Genomic DNA, 21,419 nt, shown 5'->3' with positions numbered 1-21,419 from the left:
ATGAGCATAATCCAGAAAATAATGACAATGCCTATTGTCTCTAAATTCTTACTCAATCATTATGCCCCTTATAAAGGTGCTGGCATTTCGATTGATAAAATTGATCTCGCCAATTATCACATTCGCGTCAAAATGCCATTAACTCGAAAAAATCAAAATATTGTCGGTGTACATTTTGGCGGTAGTCTATATTCAATGGTTGACCCATTTTATATGTTGATTTTGATGCATCACCTTGGCTCACGTTATATCGTGTGGGACAAAGCGGCAAATATCCAATTTTTATCTCCCGGGCGTGGAACTGTATACGCTGACATCCAGCTCGACCCAAATGAAATCAATCATATTAAAAACTTAGCAGATAACCACGCACCTGTACTACGGAACTATAGCTTAAATATTTTTGATGAAGCAGGCTTACGTATCGCTGAAGTTCAAAAAACCCTATACATTCGTCGCAAGCAACCCCGTCCACGCAAATAAAAAAGGCACTTATCTTTAAGCGCCTTTTCATTCAAATTTATCGGATTGGATTAGCGATTTTGCTCAATTGCAGCACCTGCGCCACCACCGATAGCACCACCAATCGCAGCACCAGTATTACCACCAAAGATACTTTTACCGACTGCAGAACCAATCGCACCACCTACACCACTATATGTGGCATTTCGGTTTGAACCGTTTTGAGTTTTACTACCGACAGCTGCACCAGCACCACCACCAACGGCAGCACCTACACCACCACCGACGTTGTTACCCACACCACCACCAATAGCACCACCTAAAGCTGCAGCACCAATACGCTGTTCATTGGGCGACATACTTTCACAACCAGCAAGCATTAGGGTCGACATCATCGCGACTGCGCATACGCTCATTACTTTTTTCATTGTGATGTTCCTTGTCTTCTTCAATACCTATGATTCTAAAACCATTGTATGAAACAATTAAACATAGCTTGTTACGGCTTGGAGCATAAATGCTGCATTTTGTAAAAAACGACGCCTAATCGCTCACGAATCACTCAGGATTTTCATCCAAAATCATCAAATCTTTTGTGGTTTCACCATTTTCAGTCAGCACAGCATGAGAGAGTTTGGCTTTGCTTTCTGGATCTGTTGCCTGATCTAGTTTTAGCGTGCGTTTAATCGGGTCTTGCCCTTTCTTAAACTCTACACCTTCTGCATCAATATTGGTGTTTTGACGAATAATCTGACCGTCCTGCTTCACCGTCGTCTTGGTTTCAATTTTAGAGGTCGGGACGATGACGCCACCATGTTGTAGTACTGGAATCGATAATTTCTTTTCTGAAAAATCACTTTGATGATCTGAAAGTTCAATTTCACGTGCCACGATATCCTGACCTTTATTGGTCATTTCTAACACTGTTGTAGTCACTTGGCGTACAGGTTCTTGACCTGCAACACGGCGAATCACTTCTGTTTTTAGTACTGGAACTACAGCTTTATCTTCTACCACAATCGAATTGGGCATAGGTGCAGCAATCGCTGTCAATGAGCTGAATAATGCAGAAACTGCGAATAATTGCTGTGCGAATTTCATCAAAAGACCCCGTTATGTTTAAGTTTAAAAATCAAGAGATTTGTTATGTTCTATTTTTACTATAGGAAATAATTAAATATTAGGAAAGCTTTAATTTTCAATTCATCCGCATAAAAAAAGCCACCCGAAGGTGGCTTTTTTGGAATGATTTAAGGGCTAATTAAAGACCGTTAAATTCATCGCTAAATGCTTGGCTTAACGCTTGATCTACATCAGAGAAGTCATTGTGAAGCTCAAGCTCTGCAGCTTCAGACTCTTGACGACGACGTTCTAAGTGGTATGCCAAACCTGTACCCGCTGGGATCAGACGGCCTACAACTACGTTTTCTTTCAGACCACGTAATTCATCTTCTTTACCTGTTACAGCAGCTTCAGTTAACACACGAGTTGTTTCCTGGAACGATGCAGCAGAAATGAACGAATCAGTAGAAAGCGACGCTTTGGTAATACCCATCAATTGACGTTCAAACTTCGCTGGGAACTTGTTCTGAGCTGCCACAGCTTGGTTTTCTTGAACAACGCGGATGTATTCCACTTGCTCGCCTTTGATGAAGCTTGTATCACCACCGTCAGTGATTTCAACTTTACGAAGCATTTGGCGTACGATCACTTCAATATGCTTGTCGTTGATTTTTACACCTTGTAGACGGTATACGTCTTGAACTTCGTTCACGATGTAGTTTGTAAGCGCAACTTCGCCTTTCAAACGTAAAATGTCGTGTGGATTTTGCGGACCATCAGAAATGGTTTCACCACGGTTCACATGCTCGCCTTCGAACACGTTGATCGTACGCCATTTCGGAATTAGCTCTTCGTAAATCTCAGAGCCATCATCCGGAGTAATCACAAGACGGTTCTTACCTTTGGTCTCTTTACCGAAGCTTACGATACCTGAAATTTCAGCAAGGATCGCATGTTCTTTCGGTTTACGTGCTTCGAACAAGTCAGCTACACGCGGTAGACCACCGGTAATATCACGTGTACGTGAAGATTCTTGTGGTACACGACCAATAACGTCACCGACACCAATTGTTTCGCCGTCGCGAACAGTCAGAATCGTGTTTTGTGGAAGGAAGTAGAACTGTTCGCCGCCATCTGTTGTATCCAATACAACAGATGGACGCATATCTTTACCAGATGCTGGACGTGAAGTTACTGGAAGTACCTCAATAGTCGTCATACCTGTTGCATCATCAGTTTTCGATGTTACAGTTACGCCATCAGCGATTTGGCTGAAACGCACTTTACCTGCAACTTCGGTAACAAGTGGATGTGTATGCGGATCCCAAGTCGCTACGATACCGCCAGCTTCCACAGCTTCGCCATCTTTAATGATGATTGAAGCACCGTATGGAATTTTGTAACGTTCGCGTTCACGACCGATGTCATCCGCGATACCGATTTCACCTGAACGTGAAGTTGATACCAAGTGACCTTTAGCGTGTTGTACTGTTTTCACATTGTGGAAACGTACTGTACCTTTGTTACGAACTTGTACGCTGTTAGCAGCAGAAGTTCGGCTCGCAGCACCACCTACGTGGAACGTACGCATTGTTAACTGTGTACCTGGCTCACCAATTGATTGAGCAGCCATTACACCCACAGATTCACCTGGATTCACCAAGTGACCGCGAGCAAGGTCACGACCGTAACATTTCGCACATACACCGAAAGTAGATTCACAGTTTACAACTGAACGTACTTTCACTTCATCGACACCTTGCTCTTCTAAGTAGTTTGCAAGTTTTTCGTCGATTAAAGTATTACGTGGAAGAATCACATCATCCGAACCTGGTTTCTTCGCATCTTCAGCAAGTACACGACCCAATACTCGAGTACCTAAGTTCTCGATGACATCGCCACCTTGAATGAACGGAGTCATTACAAGACCGTCGAAAGTACCACAATCTGGCTCAGTAATTACCAAGTCTTGTGCAACGTCAACCAAACGACGAGTCAAGTAACCTGAGTTCGCTGTTTTCAATGCAGTATCGGCCAAACCTTTACGTGCACCGTGTGTTGAAATGAAGTACTGAAGTACGGTCAAACCTTCACGGAAGTTCGCTTTAATTGGTGTTTCAATGATCGAACCATCTGGTTTCGCCATCAAACCACGCATACCCGCTAACTGACGAATCTGAGCTGCCGAACCACGGGCACCTGAGTCAGACATCATGTAGATCGAGTTGAATGATTTTTGTTTCTCGTCTTCACCCTGTTTGTTTTTAACAGTTGTGAAAGACAAGTTGTCCATCATCGCTTTCGCTACTTGGTCGTTTGTACGCGCCCAAATATCGACAACTTTGTTATAACGTTCGCCGGCAGTTACGAAACCTTGCTCGAATTGTTGTTCAATTTCACGAACTTCAACTTCAGCTTTTTCGATAATTGCTTGTTTTTGTGGCGGAATCAACATGTCTTCCATACCAACAGACACACCTGAGTGAGTCGCTTGACGGAAGCCCAAATACATCAATTGGTCAGCGAAGATAACAGTATCTTTTAGACCCAATTTACGGTAGCAAGAGTTGATCAATTTAGAGATGTTCTTTTTAGTCATCTCAACGTTGATTTGTTGGAAATCCATACCTTCAGGTACAACTTCCCAAAGTAAACAACGACCTGGAGTTGTGTCTACAACAATGGTTTGTTGTTCACGGTTACCATTTTCGTCAATGACAGTTTGGTGTACACGTGCTTTTACGCGAGCGTGTAAATCAACTTGACCTGTTGCAAGTGCACGGTTTACTTCGTCAGTATCCGCAAACACCATGCCTTCACCTTTGGCATTGATCGCATCACGAGTGATGTAGTACAAGCCTAAGACAACGTCCTGAGAAGGTACGATGATTGGCTCACCGTTCGCAGGAGAAAGAATGTTGTTTGTTGACATCATTAACGCACGAGCTTCTAACTGAGCTTCAAGTGTTAATGGTACGTGTACTGCCATTTGGTCACCGTCGAAGTCGGCGTTAAATGCCGCACAAACTAACGGGTGAAGACGGATCGCTTTACCTTCAATCAGGGTTGGTTCAAATGCTTGAAGACCCAAACGGTGAAGTGTAGGCGCACGGTTCAACATCACTGGATGTTGACGAATTACGTGAGCAAGTACGTCCCAAACTTCTGGAGTTTCACGCTCAACCATTTTCTTCGCAGCTTTAATGGTTGTCGCTTGGCCAGATGCTTGTAGTTTCGCAAAAATGAATGGTTTGAATAATTCAAGCGCCATTTTTTTCGGAAGACCACATTGGTGAAGACGTAAAGTCGGACCTACGGTAATTACCGAACGACCAGAGTAATCGACACGTTTACCCAATAAGTTTTGACGGAAACGACCTTGTTTACCTTTGATCATGTCTGCCAAAGATTTAAGAGGACGTTTATTCGAACCAGTAATTGCGCGACCACGACGACCGTTATCAAGCAATGCATCAACAGACTCTTGTAACATACGTTTTTCGTTACGTACGATAATGTCTGGTGCTGCAAGGTCTAGTAGACGTTTTAAACGGTTGTTACGGTTAATTACACGACGGTAAAGATCGTTTAAGTCAGAAGTCGCAAAACGACCACCTTCTAGAGGAACCAACGGACGAAGATCAGGTGGAAGTACTGGAAGTACATTCATCACCATCCATTCTGGTTTGTTGTTCGACTCTTTGAACGCTTCCATCAATTTCAGACGTTTAGAAGCTTTTTTAAGCTTCGTTTCTGAAGTTGTATTTGGAATTTCTTCACGAAGACGTGAAATTTCAGCTTCAAGATCGATGTCTTTCAACAAATCTTGAACTGCTTCTGCACCCATTTTCGCAGTGAATTCATCACCGTGTTCTTCTAAAGCAGTGAAGTATTCTTCATCGTTTAGAAGTTGGTATTTCTCAAGTGGAGTCATACCTGGGTCAGTTACAACGTATGATTCGAAATACAATACACGTTCGATATCACGTAAAGTCATGTCTAAAAGCAGACCAATACGGCTAGGAAGTGATTTTAAGAACCAAATATGTGCAACTGGAGAAGCAAGGTCAATATGACCCATACGCTCACGACGTACTTTTGCAGTTGTTACTTCAACGCCACATTTTTCACAAATGACGCCTTTGTATTTCATACGCTTGTATTTACCACACAAGCATTCGTAATCTTTTACTGGACCAAAGATTTTGGCACAGAATAAACCATCACGTTCAGGTTTGAACGTACGGTAGTTAATGGTTTCAGGCTTTTTAACTTCACCATGAGACCACGACTTAATCATTTCTGGTGACGCAAGACCAATACGGATGCGATCAAACTCTACAGGAGCATGACCGTCTGAATCCGTCTTTTTGCGCATGATATCGAGCAAGTCTTTCAATTTTTTTCTCCGTGTGTTGTGGAGATTTTCACTTCACAACTGGGTCACAAATATTGTTTTTTAACTGAATTTTAATCCCCCTTAATCCCCCTTTTTCAAAGGGGGAAAAGTCCCTCTTTTGCAAAGAGGGATTTAGGGAGATTTAATGGAGATTCTTAGTCACCATTTTTCAGTTCAATGTTGATACCTAAAGAACGGATCTCTTTGGTCAATACGTTGAACGATTCAGGCATACCTGGGTCCATGTAATGGTTACCATCTACAATGTTCTTATAGATACGGGTACGACCTTCAACGTCATCCGACTTCACAGTAAGCATTTCTTGAAGTGTGTATGCTGCACCGTAAGCTTCGAGTGCCCATACTTCCATCTCACCGAAACGCTGACCACCGAATTGTGCTTTACCACCAAGCGGCTGTTGAGTTACTAGAGAGTAAGAACCAGTAGAACGCGCATGCATCTTGTCGTCAACCAAGTGGTTCAATTTCAACATGTACATGTAACCTACAGTTACTGGACGGTCAAAACGCTCACCTGTACGACCATCATACAATACTGTTTGACCAGTACGTGAAATGCCACCAAGCTCTAACAATTCTTTGATTTGTGATTCTTCAGCACCATCAAATACTGGTGTTGCTAAAGGAACACCTTTACGCAAGTTACCTGAAAGCACCAAGATTTCTTCATCAGTTAAGCTATCAAGATCTTCTTGTTCGCCACCAACTTTGTTGTAAATCTTGTCTAAGAATTCACGAAGCTCAAGTACAGTACGTTGCTCTTTCATCATCTTGTCGATTTGATCGCCAAGACCTTTAGCCGCCATACCTAAGTGAGTTTCAAGAATCTGACCCACGTTCATACGTGATGGTACACCCAGTGGGTTAAGTACAACATCAACTGGAACACCGTTTGCATCGTGTGGCATGTCTTCTACAGGTAAGATGTTTGATACAACACCTTTGTTACCGTGACGACCCGCCATTTTATCACCCGGTTGGATGCGACGTTTTACAGCTAGGTAAACTTTAACAACTTTTAGTACACCAGTTGTCAGCTCATCACCTGTAGACAATTTACGTTTTTTCTCTGCAAATTTCTCGTCAATTTCAAGGCTCTTCTCTTTCAAGAACACTTGAATTTGAGTTAAACGTTCAGCAATCGCTTCGTCGACTGGTTGGATTTCAATAAGATCAACCAACTCAAGACCAGACAATAACTCTTCAGTTAATTTGTCACCGCGTTTAGTTGTACCGCCACCATTCGATTCTTGACCTTTCAACAAACGAACAATACGTTCACGAGCTGCTTCTTCAAAGATTTTGAATTCTTCTTTCAGATCTTTACGGTAAGCATCTAATTGAGCTTTTTCAATTGCTTGAGCACGTTCGTCTTTTTCAAGACCATCACGTGTAAACACTTGAACGTCAATAACAGTACCTTTAACACCAGAAGATACACGTAAAGATGAATCTTTAACGTCAGCCGCTTTTTCGCCGAAGATTGCACGAAGAAGTTTTTCTTCCGGAGTAAGTTGGGTTTCACCCTTAGGTGTTACTTTACCTACAAGGATATCGCCCGCTGTTACTTCTGCACCGATGTAAACAATACCTGACTCATCAAGTTTAGAAAGTGCTGCTTCACCCACGTTCGGGATATCGGCAGTAATTTCTTCCGCACCCAATTTAGTATCACGTGCTACACATGACAATTCTTGAATGTGGATTGATGTTAAACGATCTTCTTGAAGCACACGCTCAGATAATAAGATCGAGTCTTCATAGTTGTAACCGTTCCAAGTCATGAATGCTACGCGCATGTTTTGACCCAATGCCAATTCACCACCATCTGTAGATGGACCATCAGCTAATACGTCACCACGACCCACTTGATCACCAAGGCTTACAAGCACTTTTTGGTTAATACAAGTGTTTTGGTTAGAACGTGTATATTTGATCAGGTTGTAGATATCTACACCTGCTTCACCCGCGATCATTTCGTCTTCGTTTACACGAATAACAACACGAGACGCGTCGACGAATTCAATACGGCCACCACGTTTCGCAAGAACACATACACCTGAGTCGTGCGCTACGTTTGCTTCCATACCTGTACCAACAAGCGGCTTGTCAGCGATCAACGTAGGTACTGCCTGACGTTGCATGTTTGAACCCATCAATGCACGGTTGGCATCATCGTGTTCAAGGAATGGAATAAGTGATGCAGCAACAGATACAACCTGCTGTGCAGATACGTCCATATGCGTCACTTTTTCAGGAGGCATACGTACGAAATCACCTTGGTGACGTACAGAAACAAATTCTTCTGTTAAATTACCGTCTTTATCTACACCTGAATCGGCCTGTGCAATCACAGTACCTACTTCTTCAATCGCAGAAAGGTATTCAACGTCATCCGTTACACGACCATCAACAACTTTACGGTAAGGCGTTTCTAAGAAACCAAAATCATTCGCTTTCGCATAAACAGAAAGTGAGTTGATCAAACCAATGTTTGGACCTTCAGGAGTCTCAATTGGACATACACGACCGTAGTGAGTTTGATGTACGTCACGTACTTCGAAGCCCGCACGTTCACGAGTCAAACCACCTGGGCCCAATGCTGATACACGACGTTTGTGTGTAATTTCAGACAACGGGTTGTTTTGGTCCATGAACTGAGACAACTGGCTTGAACCAAAGAATTCTTTGATTGCAGCAGCAACTGGTTTCGCATTGATTAAATCTTGCGGAGACAAGTTATCAGTTTCAGCTTGAGATAAACGTTCTTTAACAGCACGTTCAACACGAACTAGACCAACACGGAATTGGTTTTCTGTCATTTCACCAACAGAACGAACACGACGGTTACCCAAGTGATCGATATCGTCGACTTCACCTTTACCGTTACGGATTTCAACTAATGTTTTCAATACATCAGTGATGTCTTCGTTCGAAAGAATACCTTCAACTTCACGAGACTTCTGATCCGTACCCACTTCGTAAGGACGACCTAAACGACGGTTGAACTTCATACGACCTACTGGTGATAAGTCATAACGTTCAGAAGAGAAGAACAAATTGTTGAATAAGTTTTCAGCAGCTTCTTTTGTTGGTGGCTCACCCGGACGCATCACTTTGTAGATTTCTACAAGTGCTTCTTCACGACCAGTTGTAGTATCTGCACGTAAAGAGTCCGCAATGAATGGGCCACGGTCGATGTCATTGGTATAAAGTACGTTGAATTGTTTAACGCCGCCTTCAGCCAATTTCACCATAATTTCATGGCTTAGTACTGTATTTGCAGCAATTACTTCGCCATCACGTAACGTTACATCTTCAGCAACAATACGTTCATATAGGTATTCATCAGGAACAGAAAGTTTTTCAAGACCTGCTGCTTCCATTTGACGAACATGGCGCGCGTTAATACGTTTACCTTGTTCAACAATTGTTTTACCGTCTGTACCCACGATATCAAACTGTGCCATTTCGCCACGTAGACGTTCTGGAACCAAGTCAATTTGATAGCTACCCATATCAAGATATACAGGTACTTTTTCGTAGAACATGTCTAGGATTTGTTCGTTGTTATAACCCAAGGCACGAAGCACAACAGTCGCAAGTAATTTACGACGACGGTCAATACGAACATATACAAGATCTTTTGCATCGAATTCAAAGTCTAACCATGAACCACGGTAAGGAATGATACGAGCAGAGTAAAGAACTTTACCGCTAGAGTGAGTTTTGCCTTTATCGTGGTCAAAGAATACACCTGGTGAACGGTGTAATTGAGATACGATTACACGCTCAGTACCATTGATCACAAAGGTACCGTTGTCTGTCATAAGTGGCATTTCACCCATGTAGACTTCTTGCTCACGCACATCTTTGATTGTTTTAGTTTCGCGATCTTTAATGATCAGACGAATTTTTACACGCATTGGCGCCGCATAAGTTGAGCCACGAAGAATACATTCGCGCACATCAAATTCAGGCTTACCAAGACTATACTCAACAAATTCTAAAGCAGCATTGCCAGAATAACTTTCAATAGGAAAAACTGAACGAAATGCGGCTTGGAGACCGATATCTTCGCGGTTTTTTGGAGTTTTGCCGTCTTGAAGGAAAGTTCGGTACGAGTCGACTTGAATCGCGAGCAAGTACGGAACATCCATTACCTTGGGCAATTTACCAAAATTCTTACGGATCCGTTTCTTTTCGGTATATGAGTATGCCATCTGGAGTCCTCGGAAAGTAAACTAAGTCCGCCTGCAGAACGAACTTAGAAGGAATTACGCAGGCCGATATGGCCACCACTTTCACAAATGCTGCAATTTTTAGTGGTATTAAAACGCTTAACAATATTTTTTACTGAAAAATATTGGTAAGCGTTTGGTTTTATAAATTATTTTTAATTTGTATGATTTTTATATCATGCAAACAAAAATCGAGCCGATTATTGTAACGCAAAAAGGCTGATGACCCAAGGGCCACCAGCCATTTTTTGGAGCCGATTATAAAAAAATCGACTCCCCTTAAGATTACTTAAGTGTAACTGTAGCACCAGCTTCTTCAAGTTTTTTCTTAAGTTCTTCGCCTTCTTCTTTAGAAACGCCTTCTTTAAGAACTGAAGGAGCGCTTTCAACAAGATCTTTAGCTTCTTTAAGACCAAGGCCAGTAGCTTCACGAACTGCTTTAATTACAGCAACTTTGTTAGCACCGAAAGAAGTCAACTCAACGTTGAATTCTGATTGTTCTTCAGCAGCACCACCAGCAGCGCCAGGAGCAGCAGCAACTGCTACAGCAGCAGCAGATACGTTGAATTTTTCTTCGAAAGCAGAAATAAGTTCAACAAGTTCAAGAACAGTTTTTTCAGCAACTGCGTTTAAGATTTCTTCGTTTGTTAAAGCCATGAGAGTAACTCCAAATGGGTATTGAATGGTGTGTAAATTGATTTAAGCTTAAGCAGCTTCTGACTCGTTTTTCTCTTTGAGCGCAGTAATAAGGCGACCCAATTTCGAAATAGGAGCTTGAAGAACGTTTGCAAGCATAGTAAGCGCTTTCTCTTGGTTTGGAAGGTTCGCGATAACGCTAACTTCAGCACCTTGATAAACCTTACCGTCAAATGCAGCAGCTTTAAGTTCAAATGCTTTATTAGTTTTAGCAAATTCTTCGAACAAACGAGCAGCTGCGCCCATGTCGTCTTCAGAAGTTGAGAAAGCTAAGATTGTTGGGCCAACAAGGTTGTCGCTCAAGATATTGAATTGAGTATCTTGAAGAGCACGTTTAGCCAAAGTGTTACGAACTACACGAGTAGCAACACCTAGTTTACGAGCTTCAACACGTAGAGCAGTTAATTGCTCAACAGTTAAACCTTGATAGTCAGCAACAACAGCAGCATACGCAGTAGAAGCAACTTCAGTTACTTCAGCTACGATCTGTTTTTTGCCTTCGATAAGAAGAGCCATTGTAAAACCTCCTAACGGTGATTTATGCACCTATACAGATGCACTCCCAATTCGTTAGCTCATCACTGAACCAACACGCGGAGGAGGAACAAATCACACCACCGCGTCTACTCAGGCTGGGCTATTAAGAAGAAAGCATAAAACTTCCCTCGCCTGAGGTCTTTGACGCTGATAAATCTAAATTTATCAATTCAAAGTTTGCCTGAATTACGCAATATACGACGAAGCGCTTCTTGCGTAATATTTAAAGCAGCGCTTTAAATATTACTCAGGGCTTTAAAATTCTGTAATAAGTCGAAACTTATTTAGAAACGTTTGCTACATCAACAACAAGACCAGGACCCATAGTTGAGCTTAAAGTGATCTTTTGGATGTAAACACCTTTAGAAGTAGCGGGTTTTGCTTTCTTAAGGTCAGCTACAAGAGCTTCAACGTTTGAACGAACAGCTTCAGCAGTAAAACCTACTTGACCGATCGCAGCGTGGATAATACCCGCTTTGTCTACACGGTAACGTGCTTGACCAGCTTTCGCGTTTTTAACAGCAGAAGCTACGTCAGGAGTTACAGTACCCACTTTAGGGTTTGGCATTAAGCCACGTGGACCAAGAATCGTACCTAACTTACCAACAACGCGCATTGCATCCGGAGCTGCAATTACTACGTCAAAGTCAAGGTTACCCGCTTGGATGCTTTCAGCAAGATCATCAAAACCAACAACGTCCGCGCCTTCAGCTTTAGCAGCTTCAGCAGCAGCGCCTTGAGCAAACACAGCTACACGTACAGTTTTACCAGTACCTGCAGGAAGTGTAGTCGCGCCACGAACAACTTGGTCAGATTTACGAGGATCAACACCTAGGTTTACAGCAACATCCAAAGATTCTTTGAATTTTACTGCTGGAAGGCCGTTAAGAACTGCAACTGCTTCTTCCAAAGTGTAAACTTTGTTAGCTTCAACAGCAGCAACAATGGCTTTTTGACGTTTAGTTAATTTAGCCATGTCTTATAGCTCCACTTCCAAGCCCATAGAACGCGCAGAACCAGCAATGGTACGTACACGTGCGTCTAAATCAGCACCAGTAAGATCTGGTTCTTTAGTAGTCGCAATTTCTTCTAATTGAGCGCGAGTCAACTTACCAACTTTAGTTTTGTTAGGTACAGCTGAACCCTTTTGGATGCCCGCAGCTTTCTTAAGAAGAATCGCAGCAGGAGGAGTTTTCATGATGAATGTGAACGACTTGTCGTTGTACACAGTGATCACTACTGGAATTGGAAGACCAGCTTCAACTTTTTGTGTCGCAGCATTGAATTCTTTACAGAATGCCATGATGTTAACACCACGTTGACCTAGTGCAGGACCAATCGGTGGAGATGGATTTGCTTTACCAGCTGGAACTTGCAGCTTGATATAGCCGTCAATCTTCTTAGCCATTTCAATTACCTCTGGGTACGAACGCCGCTAGGCTCCCCATACATATAAGTAACGATACCGTTACAACAACAATGCCCGACTCACAACAAATCGGGCGTTTATCAACCAAGTTAAATTAAACCGATTTTTCGACTTGGCGAAATTCCAGCTCAACCTGAGTTGGTCGATTAAATACATTAATCGTCAACGTCAAACGTGACTTATCGTATAGAACTTCTTCCACCACGCCTTTAAAATCGGTGAATGGACCGTCAATTACGAGTAATTCTTCACCTGGTTCAAACATCGTCTTAGGACGAGGTGCTTCGCCAGTATTGCGTACACGTGCAAGAATCGCATCAGCTTCTTTTTGCGTAATTGGTGCAGGCTTTTCTGCAGTACCACCGATGAAACCTAATACTTTTGGACATTCTTTAACAATGTGCCAAGTTTCATCATTCATTTCCATCTCGACTAACACATAGCCGGGAAAGAATTTACGCTCAGATTTACGTTTCTTACCATCCTTCATTTCCACTACTTCTTCAGTAGGGACAAGGACTTCACCAAAGCTATCGGCTACAGCGCTACGCTGGATTCGATCATTAAGTGAGCGTAACACTTGTTTTTCATAACCAGAATAGGCATGAATAATGTACCAACGTTTCATAGCTCTCTTACCCGATAATAAACTTCATTAACCAGCTCAAAGCATAGTCAAAGCACCATAATAAAATAGATGCCACTAAGACTACCGCAAGTACCTGCCAAGATGTGGTCATGGTCTCTTGCTTGGTTGGCCAAGTCACTCGACGTAACTCAATTCGAGCATCTTTCAACAATCGAACAAAGCCTTTGCCTTGATGGGTGGCGTATAATAAACCTAAAGCCACGATGATACAAGCCAAAATTACCCCAACACGGACCCAAACATCATTCGCTGGTGCCCAGTATGCTGGCAAATGTTGATTCACCATCATAGAACTACCGAGTAAAATCAACGCGATAACCCACAGAACATAGTCTAAAGGGGAACCAGAATTAACAACTTCAGCAGGATTATTTCTTTGAGGAATTGGCGCGTCGCTTAATGCGTCACGCGATTTATCATTCGACATTTTTGTACTCGTCGTAGGATTCGCGACTTATTATATGACCAGTTGAGCCAGCATCAAGCTTCTTTTTAAAAAAATTTGGCAGGCCAGGAGGGACTCGAACCCCCAACATTCGGTTTTGGAGACCGACGCTCTACCAATTGAACTACTGACCTGCAGAGCAAATCGAGAGTCGAAACTCTCGATCTGTACAAAGATAACTGTATTATATTATGCAGTTACTTTAGAAACAACACCCGCACCAACTGTACGGCCACCTTCACGGATCGCAAAGCGTAAGCCAGCGTCCATTGCGATTGGGTGGATTAATTCTACTGACATTTCTACGTTGTCACCAGGCATAACCATTTCAACGCCTTCTTTAAGCGAGATCGCACCAGTTACGTCAGTTGTACGGAAGTAGAACTGCGGACGGTAACCGTTAAGGAATGGAGTATGACGGCCACCTTCGTCTTTAGAAAGTACGTATACTTCTGCGTCGAATTTAGTATGCGGTTTGATTGTACCTGGTTTAGCAAGTACTTGACCACGTTGAACGTCTTCACGTTTAGTACCACGTAGAAGAACACCACAGTTCTCGCCCGCACGACCTTCGTCAAGAAGTTTACGGAACATTTCTACGCCAGTTACAGTTGTTTTAACTGTATCTTTAATACCAACGATTTCAACTTCTTCGCCTACTTTCACGATACCAGTTTCAACACGGCCAGTTACTACTGTACCACGACCTGAAATTGAGAATACGTCTTCGATTGGCATAAGGAATGCTTGGTCGATAGCACGTTCTGGTTCTGGGATGTAAGAGTCAAGAGCTTCAACAAGAGCAACTACAGCATCTTCGCCGTATTGACCAGCTTCACCATTAAGCGCTGCAAGAGCAGAACCACGGATTACTGGAGTGTCGTCGCCTGGGAAGTCATAAGTAGAAAGAAGTTCACGAACTTCCATTTCTACTAATTCAATTAATTCTTCGTCGTCTACGATATCGCATTTGTTTAGGAATACAACGATATAAGGTACACCTACCTGACGAGAAAGGAGGATGTGTTCACGAGTTTGTGGCATTGGACCATCAGTCGCCGAACAAACAAGGATCGCACCATCCATTTGCGCAGCACCAGTAATCATGTTTTTAACATAATCGGCGTGACCTGGGCAGTCTACGTGAGCGTAGTGACGGATTGGAGAATCGTATTCTACGTGTGAAGTATTAATTGTAATACCACGTGCTTTTTCTTCTGGTGCAGAGTCGATTGCAGCGTAATCTTTCGCTTCACCACCGAATTTTTTTGCACACACAGTTGCAATCGCAGCTGTTAAAGTCGTTTTACCATGGTCAACGTGACCGATTGTGCCCACGTTAACGTGCGGCTTATTACGTTCAAACTTAGCCTTAGCCATGCTTTTCTTCCTCGTTTACGTCGAACACAATTCTGAGTAAAACCCAGCTCCGACATATCGCCTAAAAAAAATAAACACCCAATACTTGAAAAGCAGACTAAAAAGCCTGCTTCTGGAATCTTGCGCAACATCTAAAGTTGCTAAACTGTAAAATCTGGAGCTCTTATCGAGATTTGAACTCGAGACCTCTCCCTTACCAAGGGAGTGCTCTACCACTGAGCTATAAGAGCAAATATAAGCACTTCAATAGATATGGAGCGGGAGACGAGGGTCGAACTCGCGACATGTAGCTTGGAAGGCTACCGCTCTACCAACTGAGCTACTCCCGCACGATGTTGGTACAAACCACTTATTGAAGTCTTAAAATTGGTGGTGAGGGAAGGATTCGAACCTTCGAAACTTTCGTAGCGGAGTTACAGTCCGCCCCCTTTGACCGCTCGGGAACCTCACCATTTTACACTTACTTCAGTGTCGTTCTTTCTACTCACTCTCAAACTTTCTAAGATGGTGCCGGCACACGGATTCGAACTGTGGACCTACTGATTACAAGTCAGTTGCTCTACCAACTGAGCTATGCCGGCGTTTCTTAGTGTTTCGTACGTTTCGTATCGGAACGGTGTGCAGTTTAGCAAATCTTGAAATCCTTGCAAGTGTTTTTTCTAAAAAAAACGTGAAAAACTCATAAAATCAATCCATTTGATGATAATTCAACCGCTTTGATCACTGCGCGAGCTTTTATTTGGGTTTCATTCCACTCTGATTCAGGATTTGAGTCATAAACTACCCCTGCTCCAGCTTGAACATAGACCTTATTTTCTCGAATTACACAGGTACGAATCGCAATCGACATGTCCATTTCACCATGCCAGCCTAAATAACCAACAGCACCACCAAAAATTCCACGTTTTACTGGTTCAACTTCGTCAATAATTTCCATAGCACGGATTTTTGGTGCGCCTGAAAGCGTGCCCGCAGGGAATGTTGCCTTAAAAACATCCAAAGCATCGACATCATCACGTACTTCACCTTGCACATTTGACACAATGTGCATGACATGCGAATAACGTTCGATCACCATTTGATCAGTCACGTGAACTTTACCGATTTTAGAAACGCGTCCAACATCATTTCGCCCCAAATCGATCAACATCAAATGCTCTGCAATTTCTTTTTCATCAGATAGCAAATCTTTTTCTAGCGCTAAATCTTCTTCTTTTGTTTTACCCCGTGGTCGCGTTCCCGCCAAAGGACGAACTGTTGCCACACCATTTTCTAAACGGGACAAAATTTCAGGTGATGAACCGACGATATGAAAAGGAATGTCATTTTCTAGTGTCTGCCCTTGCACCAAGAACAAATATGGCGATGGATTGAGGTGACGTAGTGCACGATAGACCTGCAAAGGCTCACCATCAAAATCGGATACCATACGATGGCCCGGCACAACCTGCATCACATCACCGGCCTTAATGTACTCTTTTACTTTCGCAATAGAATCAATAAAATTGTCATGTCCAGTGATGGATTCAAACTGTGGTGCAGTATGCTTATTTGCTTTGAGTGCAATTGGGGTTGCCAAAAGTTCTTCTAGCTCATCCAATTGTTGCTGCGCCTTGGTATAGGCCTCAGCATCATTTACATCGGCATGCACAATTAAGAATAAGGTATCCTTAAGGTTATCAAAGACGATGACGGTTTTTGATAGCATCATCCAAATATCCGGAATCCCGACCGGGTCAGCTTCTGGAACGTTATTGAGCTTTGGTTCGATATAACGTACAGCATCATAACCAAAGTATCCAACCAATCCACCGGTAAAGCTCGGCAACGCTGGCAAATCTTGCTGTGTAGGCACTTTATATTGTGCTTGGAAGTCACGAATGTATTGAAATGGGTCAGCACATTGTTGTTTTTCAACCGAGCCATCAGCATGTTGAACGGTCAACTGCCCTTCATTACACGAAAATACGGTGGACTCGCCCAAGCCAATAATGGAGTAACGCGCCCAGTTTTCGCCACCCTCTACAGATTCAAATAAATAGGCTTGTTTATGTTGTTTTAATCGCGCAAAGACAGAAAGTGGAGTTTCTGTATCTGCCAAGCGCTGACGATATACCGGAATCAAGTTATATCCAGCAGTTTTCAGTTGTTCAAATTGAGTTTGTGTAGTCATTTGGGTTTCTCTATATTTCGCGTGGTCAATTTCAGTTAATTTCTTCTCATGCTGATTGAGTGACGCCATCGAAAACCTACACACTTGCTCATTTTCACTTCCTTAACCCTACTTATTTCAACCCAATAATTCTTTTAAGTTATCAACCACGTGCTGCGGCTGACAATCTCGAATATTTTCACCATGATTATAGCCATAGCTGACCACAATACAATCAATACCCGCACGACGTGCTGCCTCTACATCATTGACAGAATCACCCACCATCAAAATTTGCTGTTTCGGCAAGGCATAATGCTCCGCACAATACTCTAGCTGCTTGGGATGTGGTTTACGCTCTTCAAAACGATCTCCGCCAATCACATCATCAAAGTATTCATGCATACCTAGTGCCTGCACAATACTGCGTGCCGGTTGCTCTGGTTTATTGGTCACACAAATCAGAATTTTCTCTTCTGCTTTTGCCCAATCCAAGAACTCTAGAATGCCGTCAAAGGGCTGCGTCAAAACACAAGGATCTGCATTGTAAATCTTTAGAAAAGTTTCCAGTAAAAGATGGTGCTGTGCGGCATCCACCTTCCCGGTCAAGTATTCAAGTACGCTATGACAAAACAATGAAGTTCCTTTCCCAATCCAGTTTCGCACCTGCGCTTCTGTGACCAACGGTAATTGCAACGCATTTAAACTCATATTCATCGCACGATGTAAGTCAGATGCTGAATCGACTAGCGTTCCATCCAGATCAAATAAAATCATTTGGCGTTCTGCTAAACGAACTTCAAACATAATGTCCCTCTATTTTTTTGTAAATTTTCCCCATAAAAAAGGCATGCCCATGCATGCCTTTTGAGGAATGTCTCGGTTTATTTAAACAAGACCCATGCAATAATTGCAAGAATGATTAAAACAATGACTGAGATTAAGCCCACAGAGGCATTTTTTTGCACTTCACGCTCTTGCTCTACACATGTCGCTGGAATTTCTACATCACATGCTTCATTTTTCGGAACAGCAGTTACGTCAATTCCCTCAGGAATTGGTGCAGGTTTAGGCACATCTACATTGGTCGGCATACCATCACGAGTCAATTGAACTGAGCTATCTCGCTCTTTCAACTCTGGCATACCTTGATCATTCATTTGTTGTGCTGCGGTTTTAACGACAGGCTCTTGTGCCTTAGTCTCAGACGTGTTTGCTACAGACTCTTGTGCCACATTTTCAGAAACTGCAACAGCTTCAGACGGCTGCTGAACAGGTGTAATTTCTTCTGTTTGCAATGCTTCAACGCTTTGTTCGATATCCGCTGGAATCTGAACAGCTTTAGCTGGAGCCAATAAACTAAACTTCACACTGGCAAACTGTACAATATCACCTTCTTTTAAAAGTGATTCACCAGTCAAACGGACATCATTAATAAACGTCCCATTAGATGAATTGAGATCTTGCAACCAGAGTGCCTGATCTTTCAGTACAAAGGCAGCATGTTTACGCGATACATCAGATTCTTGTAAAACAATATCTGCTTGTTGATGACGCCCCACCAACATATCTCGCTCAATACTAATTTCTTGTCCTGTTAAATCACCAGAAATTGCTTGAATTTTCCAAGTCATGAAGTTAATTCTCTATTGCTCGTTTTTTTCATCATAGCATGCTGTGGTTTCAAAGCTAAACCACCCTGCCGTCTAACCTAAGGCGTGCCCGCCACTTTGCCATTCGGTACGGTAATGGTTTGGCGCTTCACCGCAGGTTCAATGGCGACTGGCGTGGAGACCACTGCCGCTGGCTGTGTCATTTGTGGTGCTGTCGGTACCGTCTTATACACAGGGGCTGGCGCTGTACCTTTTGAAACAGGTATGCGCTGTTGATACACATCATCCACATTTTCAGGTAATTTCGCAAAATTACCGTCATTATCCAGTGCCAGTTGCAGACTATAGAGCTGACTGTAGCGCTGCTGAGACATTTTCTTCACATCGGCAGAATTTCCAACAATAGTCGGATGAATAAAGATCAGTAAATTGCGTTTACTGTTAGATTTTCCTTCCGAGCTAAAGAGTTTGCCGAGTACAGGAATAGCCCCTAGCCCCGGAACCGATTGACGCCCATGCAATGTATTGTCAGAGATCAAACCACCCAACACAATCGTTTGACCATGCTCTGCCAAGATCGAGGTTTTAATCGCACGTTTAGTCGTAACCAAGTCCGACGCTTGACCTTTATTGTCTTTTACATCAGAAACTTCTTGCTCTACCTCTAAACGCACCGAGCCGCCATCACCAATATGCGGCACAACTTTCAAAGTAACACCGACATCTTTACGCTCAATCGATGTATACGGATTGGCTGTACCACCATTGGTGGTGACCGAACCTGTCACAAATGGAACGTTTTCACCCACCACAATATAGGCTTCTTCGTTGTCCATCGTCACAATAGACGGTGTAGATAATAGATTCGATTTGGTTTTTTCTTTTAAGGCCTGAATCATCGCACCATAGAGTTTGCGCGAACCATCACTGCCTTCACGATAATCACCAAGAACTAAAGAAGTACCGGCACTCACCGCGCTACCTGCACCCGCAGCGCCGCCAGTTAAATATCCTGCGGCAATATTTTTTAAACTAGAACCAAAGTTATCAAAGTTAATTAAGCCGATACCACTACTGATATCTCCCAACGCCCATTGCACACCGAGCTGATCGGTATCCGTGCCTTCAACTTCAATAATCGCCGCTTCGATCAGCACTTGCTGACGACGAATATCGAGCTGCTGAATCGCAGATTCAATTTCTCGCATGAGCTGCGGATCTGCTTTTACAATCAGTGCATTTTGTGTTGCATCAGCAATAATACTCACGCCATTGGCGTTAAAACTTGAGATACCGTTTTGCGTATTATTGGAAGAGTTATTGCTGTTGAGGTTAATGCCAGAACTGGTGTTGTTTTGTGAACTGAATGACTGTGAATTTGAACTGTTACTATCATTCATTAAACTGTTCATCGTGCTGCTATTTGAGCTATTCGATGAATTCGTACTCGAAACGGCCTGCCCCGTGACCAAGCCTTGTAAGATTTCCGACAAGTTTTTTGCACTTGCATACTTTAGACGAAAAACTTTCAATCCACCCAATCGATCTGCCGCAGGCACATCTAAGGTCTCAATAATCTTACGAATACGCTTACGTGTCGCTGTATCACCTTTAATGATAATACGATTGGTTCGATTGTCTGCGATGATACGAATTCGTGACCCTTTTGGGTCTTTTGATGCGCCGGTCGAACTCATCGACTCTAACAGCCCAATCATTTCTTCGGCCTGACTCGATTGCAGCGTCACGGCTTCGATATCATTTTGACCCGTTCCATCTAAATTACGAATAATCGTTTCGAGCTGGTAAATATTACTTGCGCGATCTGACACAATCAGCGCATTGGTCCCTGCCACTGCTGACAAATGTGCAAATTGCGGCATCAATGGACGTAGGGCTGGAATTAAGTCGTTGGCATTGGTGTTATCAAGCCAAATCACTCGGGTGACAATTTGGTCTCCAGATGCACGGTGGCGCGCATCATAAGGAATGCCCGAGCTTTTTACATTACTGTCTGGAACCAGTTTAATGGTGTTGCCTGATGGAATCGCTACCACGCCATTGACATTCAATACACCGAGAAACAGGTCATAGACTTCATTTTTATTTAAAGGCTTATTGGAAATAACCGTTACATTTCCTCGTACCCGTGGATCAACTGCAAAATTTTTCCCCGTGATATCTGCGACTTCATTAATGAATGCCGTAAGATCTGCATCACGTAAATTGATTTTCCATGTTTGTGCATAACTTGCTGTGCTGACCATAGCAACCAAGGGCACCATGGCATAGGCAGCTAAAGTTGAACGGTTATTATTAAATAAAGCCATATA

General features: G+C 42.9%; 16 protein-coding genes and 5 tRNA genes. 1 reads left to right on the top strand and 20 read right to left on the bottom strand.

Translation table 11 applies throughout. From position 1 onward, the window contains the following. Positions 1-483, top strand: coding sequence for a DUF4442 domain-containing protein (locus tag FTT99_RS06380; protein WP_078189823.1), 483 nt, complete (start codon positions 1-3; stop codon positions 481-483). Between the two features lie 50 nt (positions 484-533). On the opposite strand, the gene FTT99_RS06375 is transcribed toward FTT99_RS06380, so the two are convergent. From FTT99_RS06375 to gspD, 20 genes are all read right to left on the bottom strand, one after another. Next, a complete protein-coding gene (locus FTT99_RS06375; protein WP_078192840.1) occupies positions 534-890 on the bottom strand; it encodes a DNA transfer protein p32 in 357 nt (118 codons plus the stop codon). Between the two features lie 130 nt (positions 891-1,020). Further along, positions 1,021-1,563 (bottom strand): hypothetical protein, encoded by a 543-nt coding sequence (locus FTT99_RS06370; RefSeq protein WP_180130417.1) that lies wholly within the window; start codon positions 1,561-1,563, stop codon positions 1,021-1,023. A gap of 160 nt (positions 1,564-1,723) precedes the next feature. Then, the gene (gene rpoC, locus FTT99_RS06365) at positions 1,724-5,923 is read right to left on the bottom strand and encodes a DNA-directed RNA polymerase subunit beta' (RefSeq protein ID WP_180161309.1); all 4,200 of its coding nucleotides are present in this window, start codon (positions 5,921-5,923) and stop codon (positions 1,724-1,726) included. Positions 5,924-6,078: 155 nt separating this feature from the next. Continuing rightward, on the bottom strand, positions 6,079-10,167 hold the full coding sequence (gene rpoB, locus FTT99_RS06360; protein ID WP_180161307.1) for a DNA-directed RNA polymerase subunit beta: 4,089 nt from the start codon (positions 10,165-10,167) through the stop codon (positions 6,079-6,081). Between the two features lie 303 nt (positions 10,168-10,470). Then, a complete protein-coding gene (rplL, locus tag FTT99_RS06355; RefSeq protein ID WP_180065896.1) occupies positions 10,471-10,842 on the bottom strand; it encodes a 50S ribosomal protein L7/L12 in 372 nt (123 codons plus the stop codon). Positions 10,843-10,890: 48 nt separating this feature from the next. Beyond that, positions 10,891-11,397 carry a 50S ribosomal protein L10 gene (rplJ, locus tag FTT99_RS06350; protein WP_111885844.1) on the bottom strand — a complete coding sequence of 169 codons (507 nt, stop codon included), beginning with the start codon at positions 11,395-11,397 and terminating at the stop codon, positions 10,891-10,893. Positions 11,398-11,698: 301 nt separating this feature from the next. Beyond that, complete coding sequence (gene rplA, locus FTT99_RS06345) at positions 11,699-12,394, bottom strand: 50S ribosomal protein L1 (protein WP_078189830.1); 696 nt, start codon at positions 12,392-12,394, stop codon at positions 11,699-11,701. Positions 12,395-12,397: 3 nt separating this feature from the next. Next, positions 12,398-12,826: a 50S ribosomal protein L11 gene (gene rplK, locus FTT99_RS06340; RefSeq protein WP_004868049.1), complete on the bottom strand. Its 429-nt coding sequence runs from the start codon at positions 12,824-12,826 to the stop codon at positions 12,398-12,400. 115 nt (positions 12,827-12,941) lie between these two features. Further along, positions 12,942-13,475 (bottom strand): transcription termination/antitermination protein NusG, encoded by a 534-nt coding sequence (nusG, locus tag FTT99_RS06335; RefSeq protein WP_078189831.1) that lies wholly within the window; start codon positions 13,473-13,475, stop codon positions 12,942-12,944. Positions 13,476-13,482: 7 nt separating this feature from the next. Then, positions 13,483-13,923 carry a preprotein translocase subunit SecE gene (gene secE, locus FTT99_RS06330; RefSeq protein WP_078189832.1) on the bottom strand — a complete coding sequence of 147 codons (441 nt, stop codon included), beginning with the start codon at positions 13,921-13,923 and terminating at the stop codon, positions 13,483-13,485. A gap of 76 nt (positions 13,924-13,999) precedes the next feature. Then, a tRNA-Trp gene (locus FTT99_RS06325) sits at positions 14,000-14,075 on the bottom strand. 55 nt (positions 14,076-14,130) lie between these two features. Next, a complete protein-coding gene (gene tuf, locus FTT99_RS06320; RefSeq protein ID WP_180077405.1) occupies positions 14,131-15,321 on the bottom strand; it encodes an elongation factor Tu in 1,191 nt (396 codons plus the stop codon). 155 nt (positions 15,322-15,476) lie between these two features. Beyond that, positions 15,477-15,551 (bottom strand) — tRNA-Thr (locus FTT99_RS06315). A 23-nt stretch (positions 15,552-15,574) separates the two neighbouring features. Further along, positions 15,575-15,650: transfer RNA gene (locus FTT99_RS06310), tRNA-Gly, on the bottom strand. A 38-nt stretch (positions 15,651-15,688) separates the two neighbouring features. Further along, positions 15,689-15,772, bottom strand: a tRNA-Tyr gene (locus tag FTT99_RS06305). A gap of 54 nt (positions 15,773-15,826) precedes the next feature. Then, a tRNA-Thr gene (locus FTT99_RS06300) sits at positions 15,827-15,902 on the bottom strand. Positions 15,903-16,000: 98 nt separating this feature from the next. After that, on the bottom strand, positions 16,001-17,494 hold the full coding sequence (trpE, locus tag FTT99_RS06295) for an anthranilate synthase component I (protein WP_078193306.1): 1,494 nt from the start codon (positions 17,492-17,494) through the stop codon (positions 16,001-16,003). Between the two features lie 117 nt (positions 17,495-17,611). Beyond that, a complete protein-coding gene (gene gph / locus FTT99_RS06290) occupies positions 17,612-18,280 on the bottom strand; it encodes a phosphoglycolate phosphatase (RefSeq protein ID WP_180025946.1) in 669 nt (222 codons plus the stop codon). A 77-nt stretch (positions 18,281-18,357) separates the two neighbouring features. Further along, entirely contained in the window at positions 18,358-19,107 is a 750-nt protein-coding gene (locus FTT99_RS06285) for an FHA domain-containing protein (protein ID WP_180130422.1), read from the bottom strand. A gap of 77 nt (positions 19,108-19,184) precedes the next feature. Continuing rightward, positions 19,185-21,416, bottom strand: a complete 2,232-nt coding sequence (gene gspD / locus FTT99_RS06280; protein WP_180025944.1) for a type II secretion system secretin GspD — start codon at positions 21,414-21,416, stop codon at positions 19,185-19,187. Positions 21,417-21,419 lie beyond the last annotated feature (3 nt).

Origin of the sequence: Acinetobacter sp. YH12040, from assembly GCF_013420005.1 — a bacterium.
Taxonomy (GTDB): Bacteria; Pseudomonadota; Gammaproteobacteria; order Pseudomonadales; family Moraxellaceae; genus Acinetobacter; species Acinetobacter amyesii.
The sequence above is the reverse complement of the archived record's forward strand: the minus strand, read 5'-3'. Positions and strand labels throughout refer to the sequence as shown.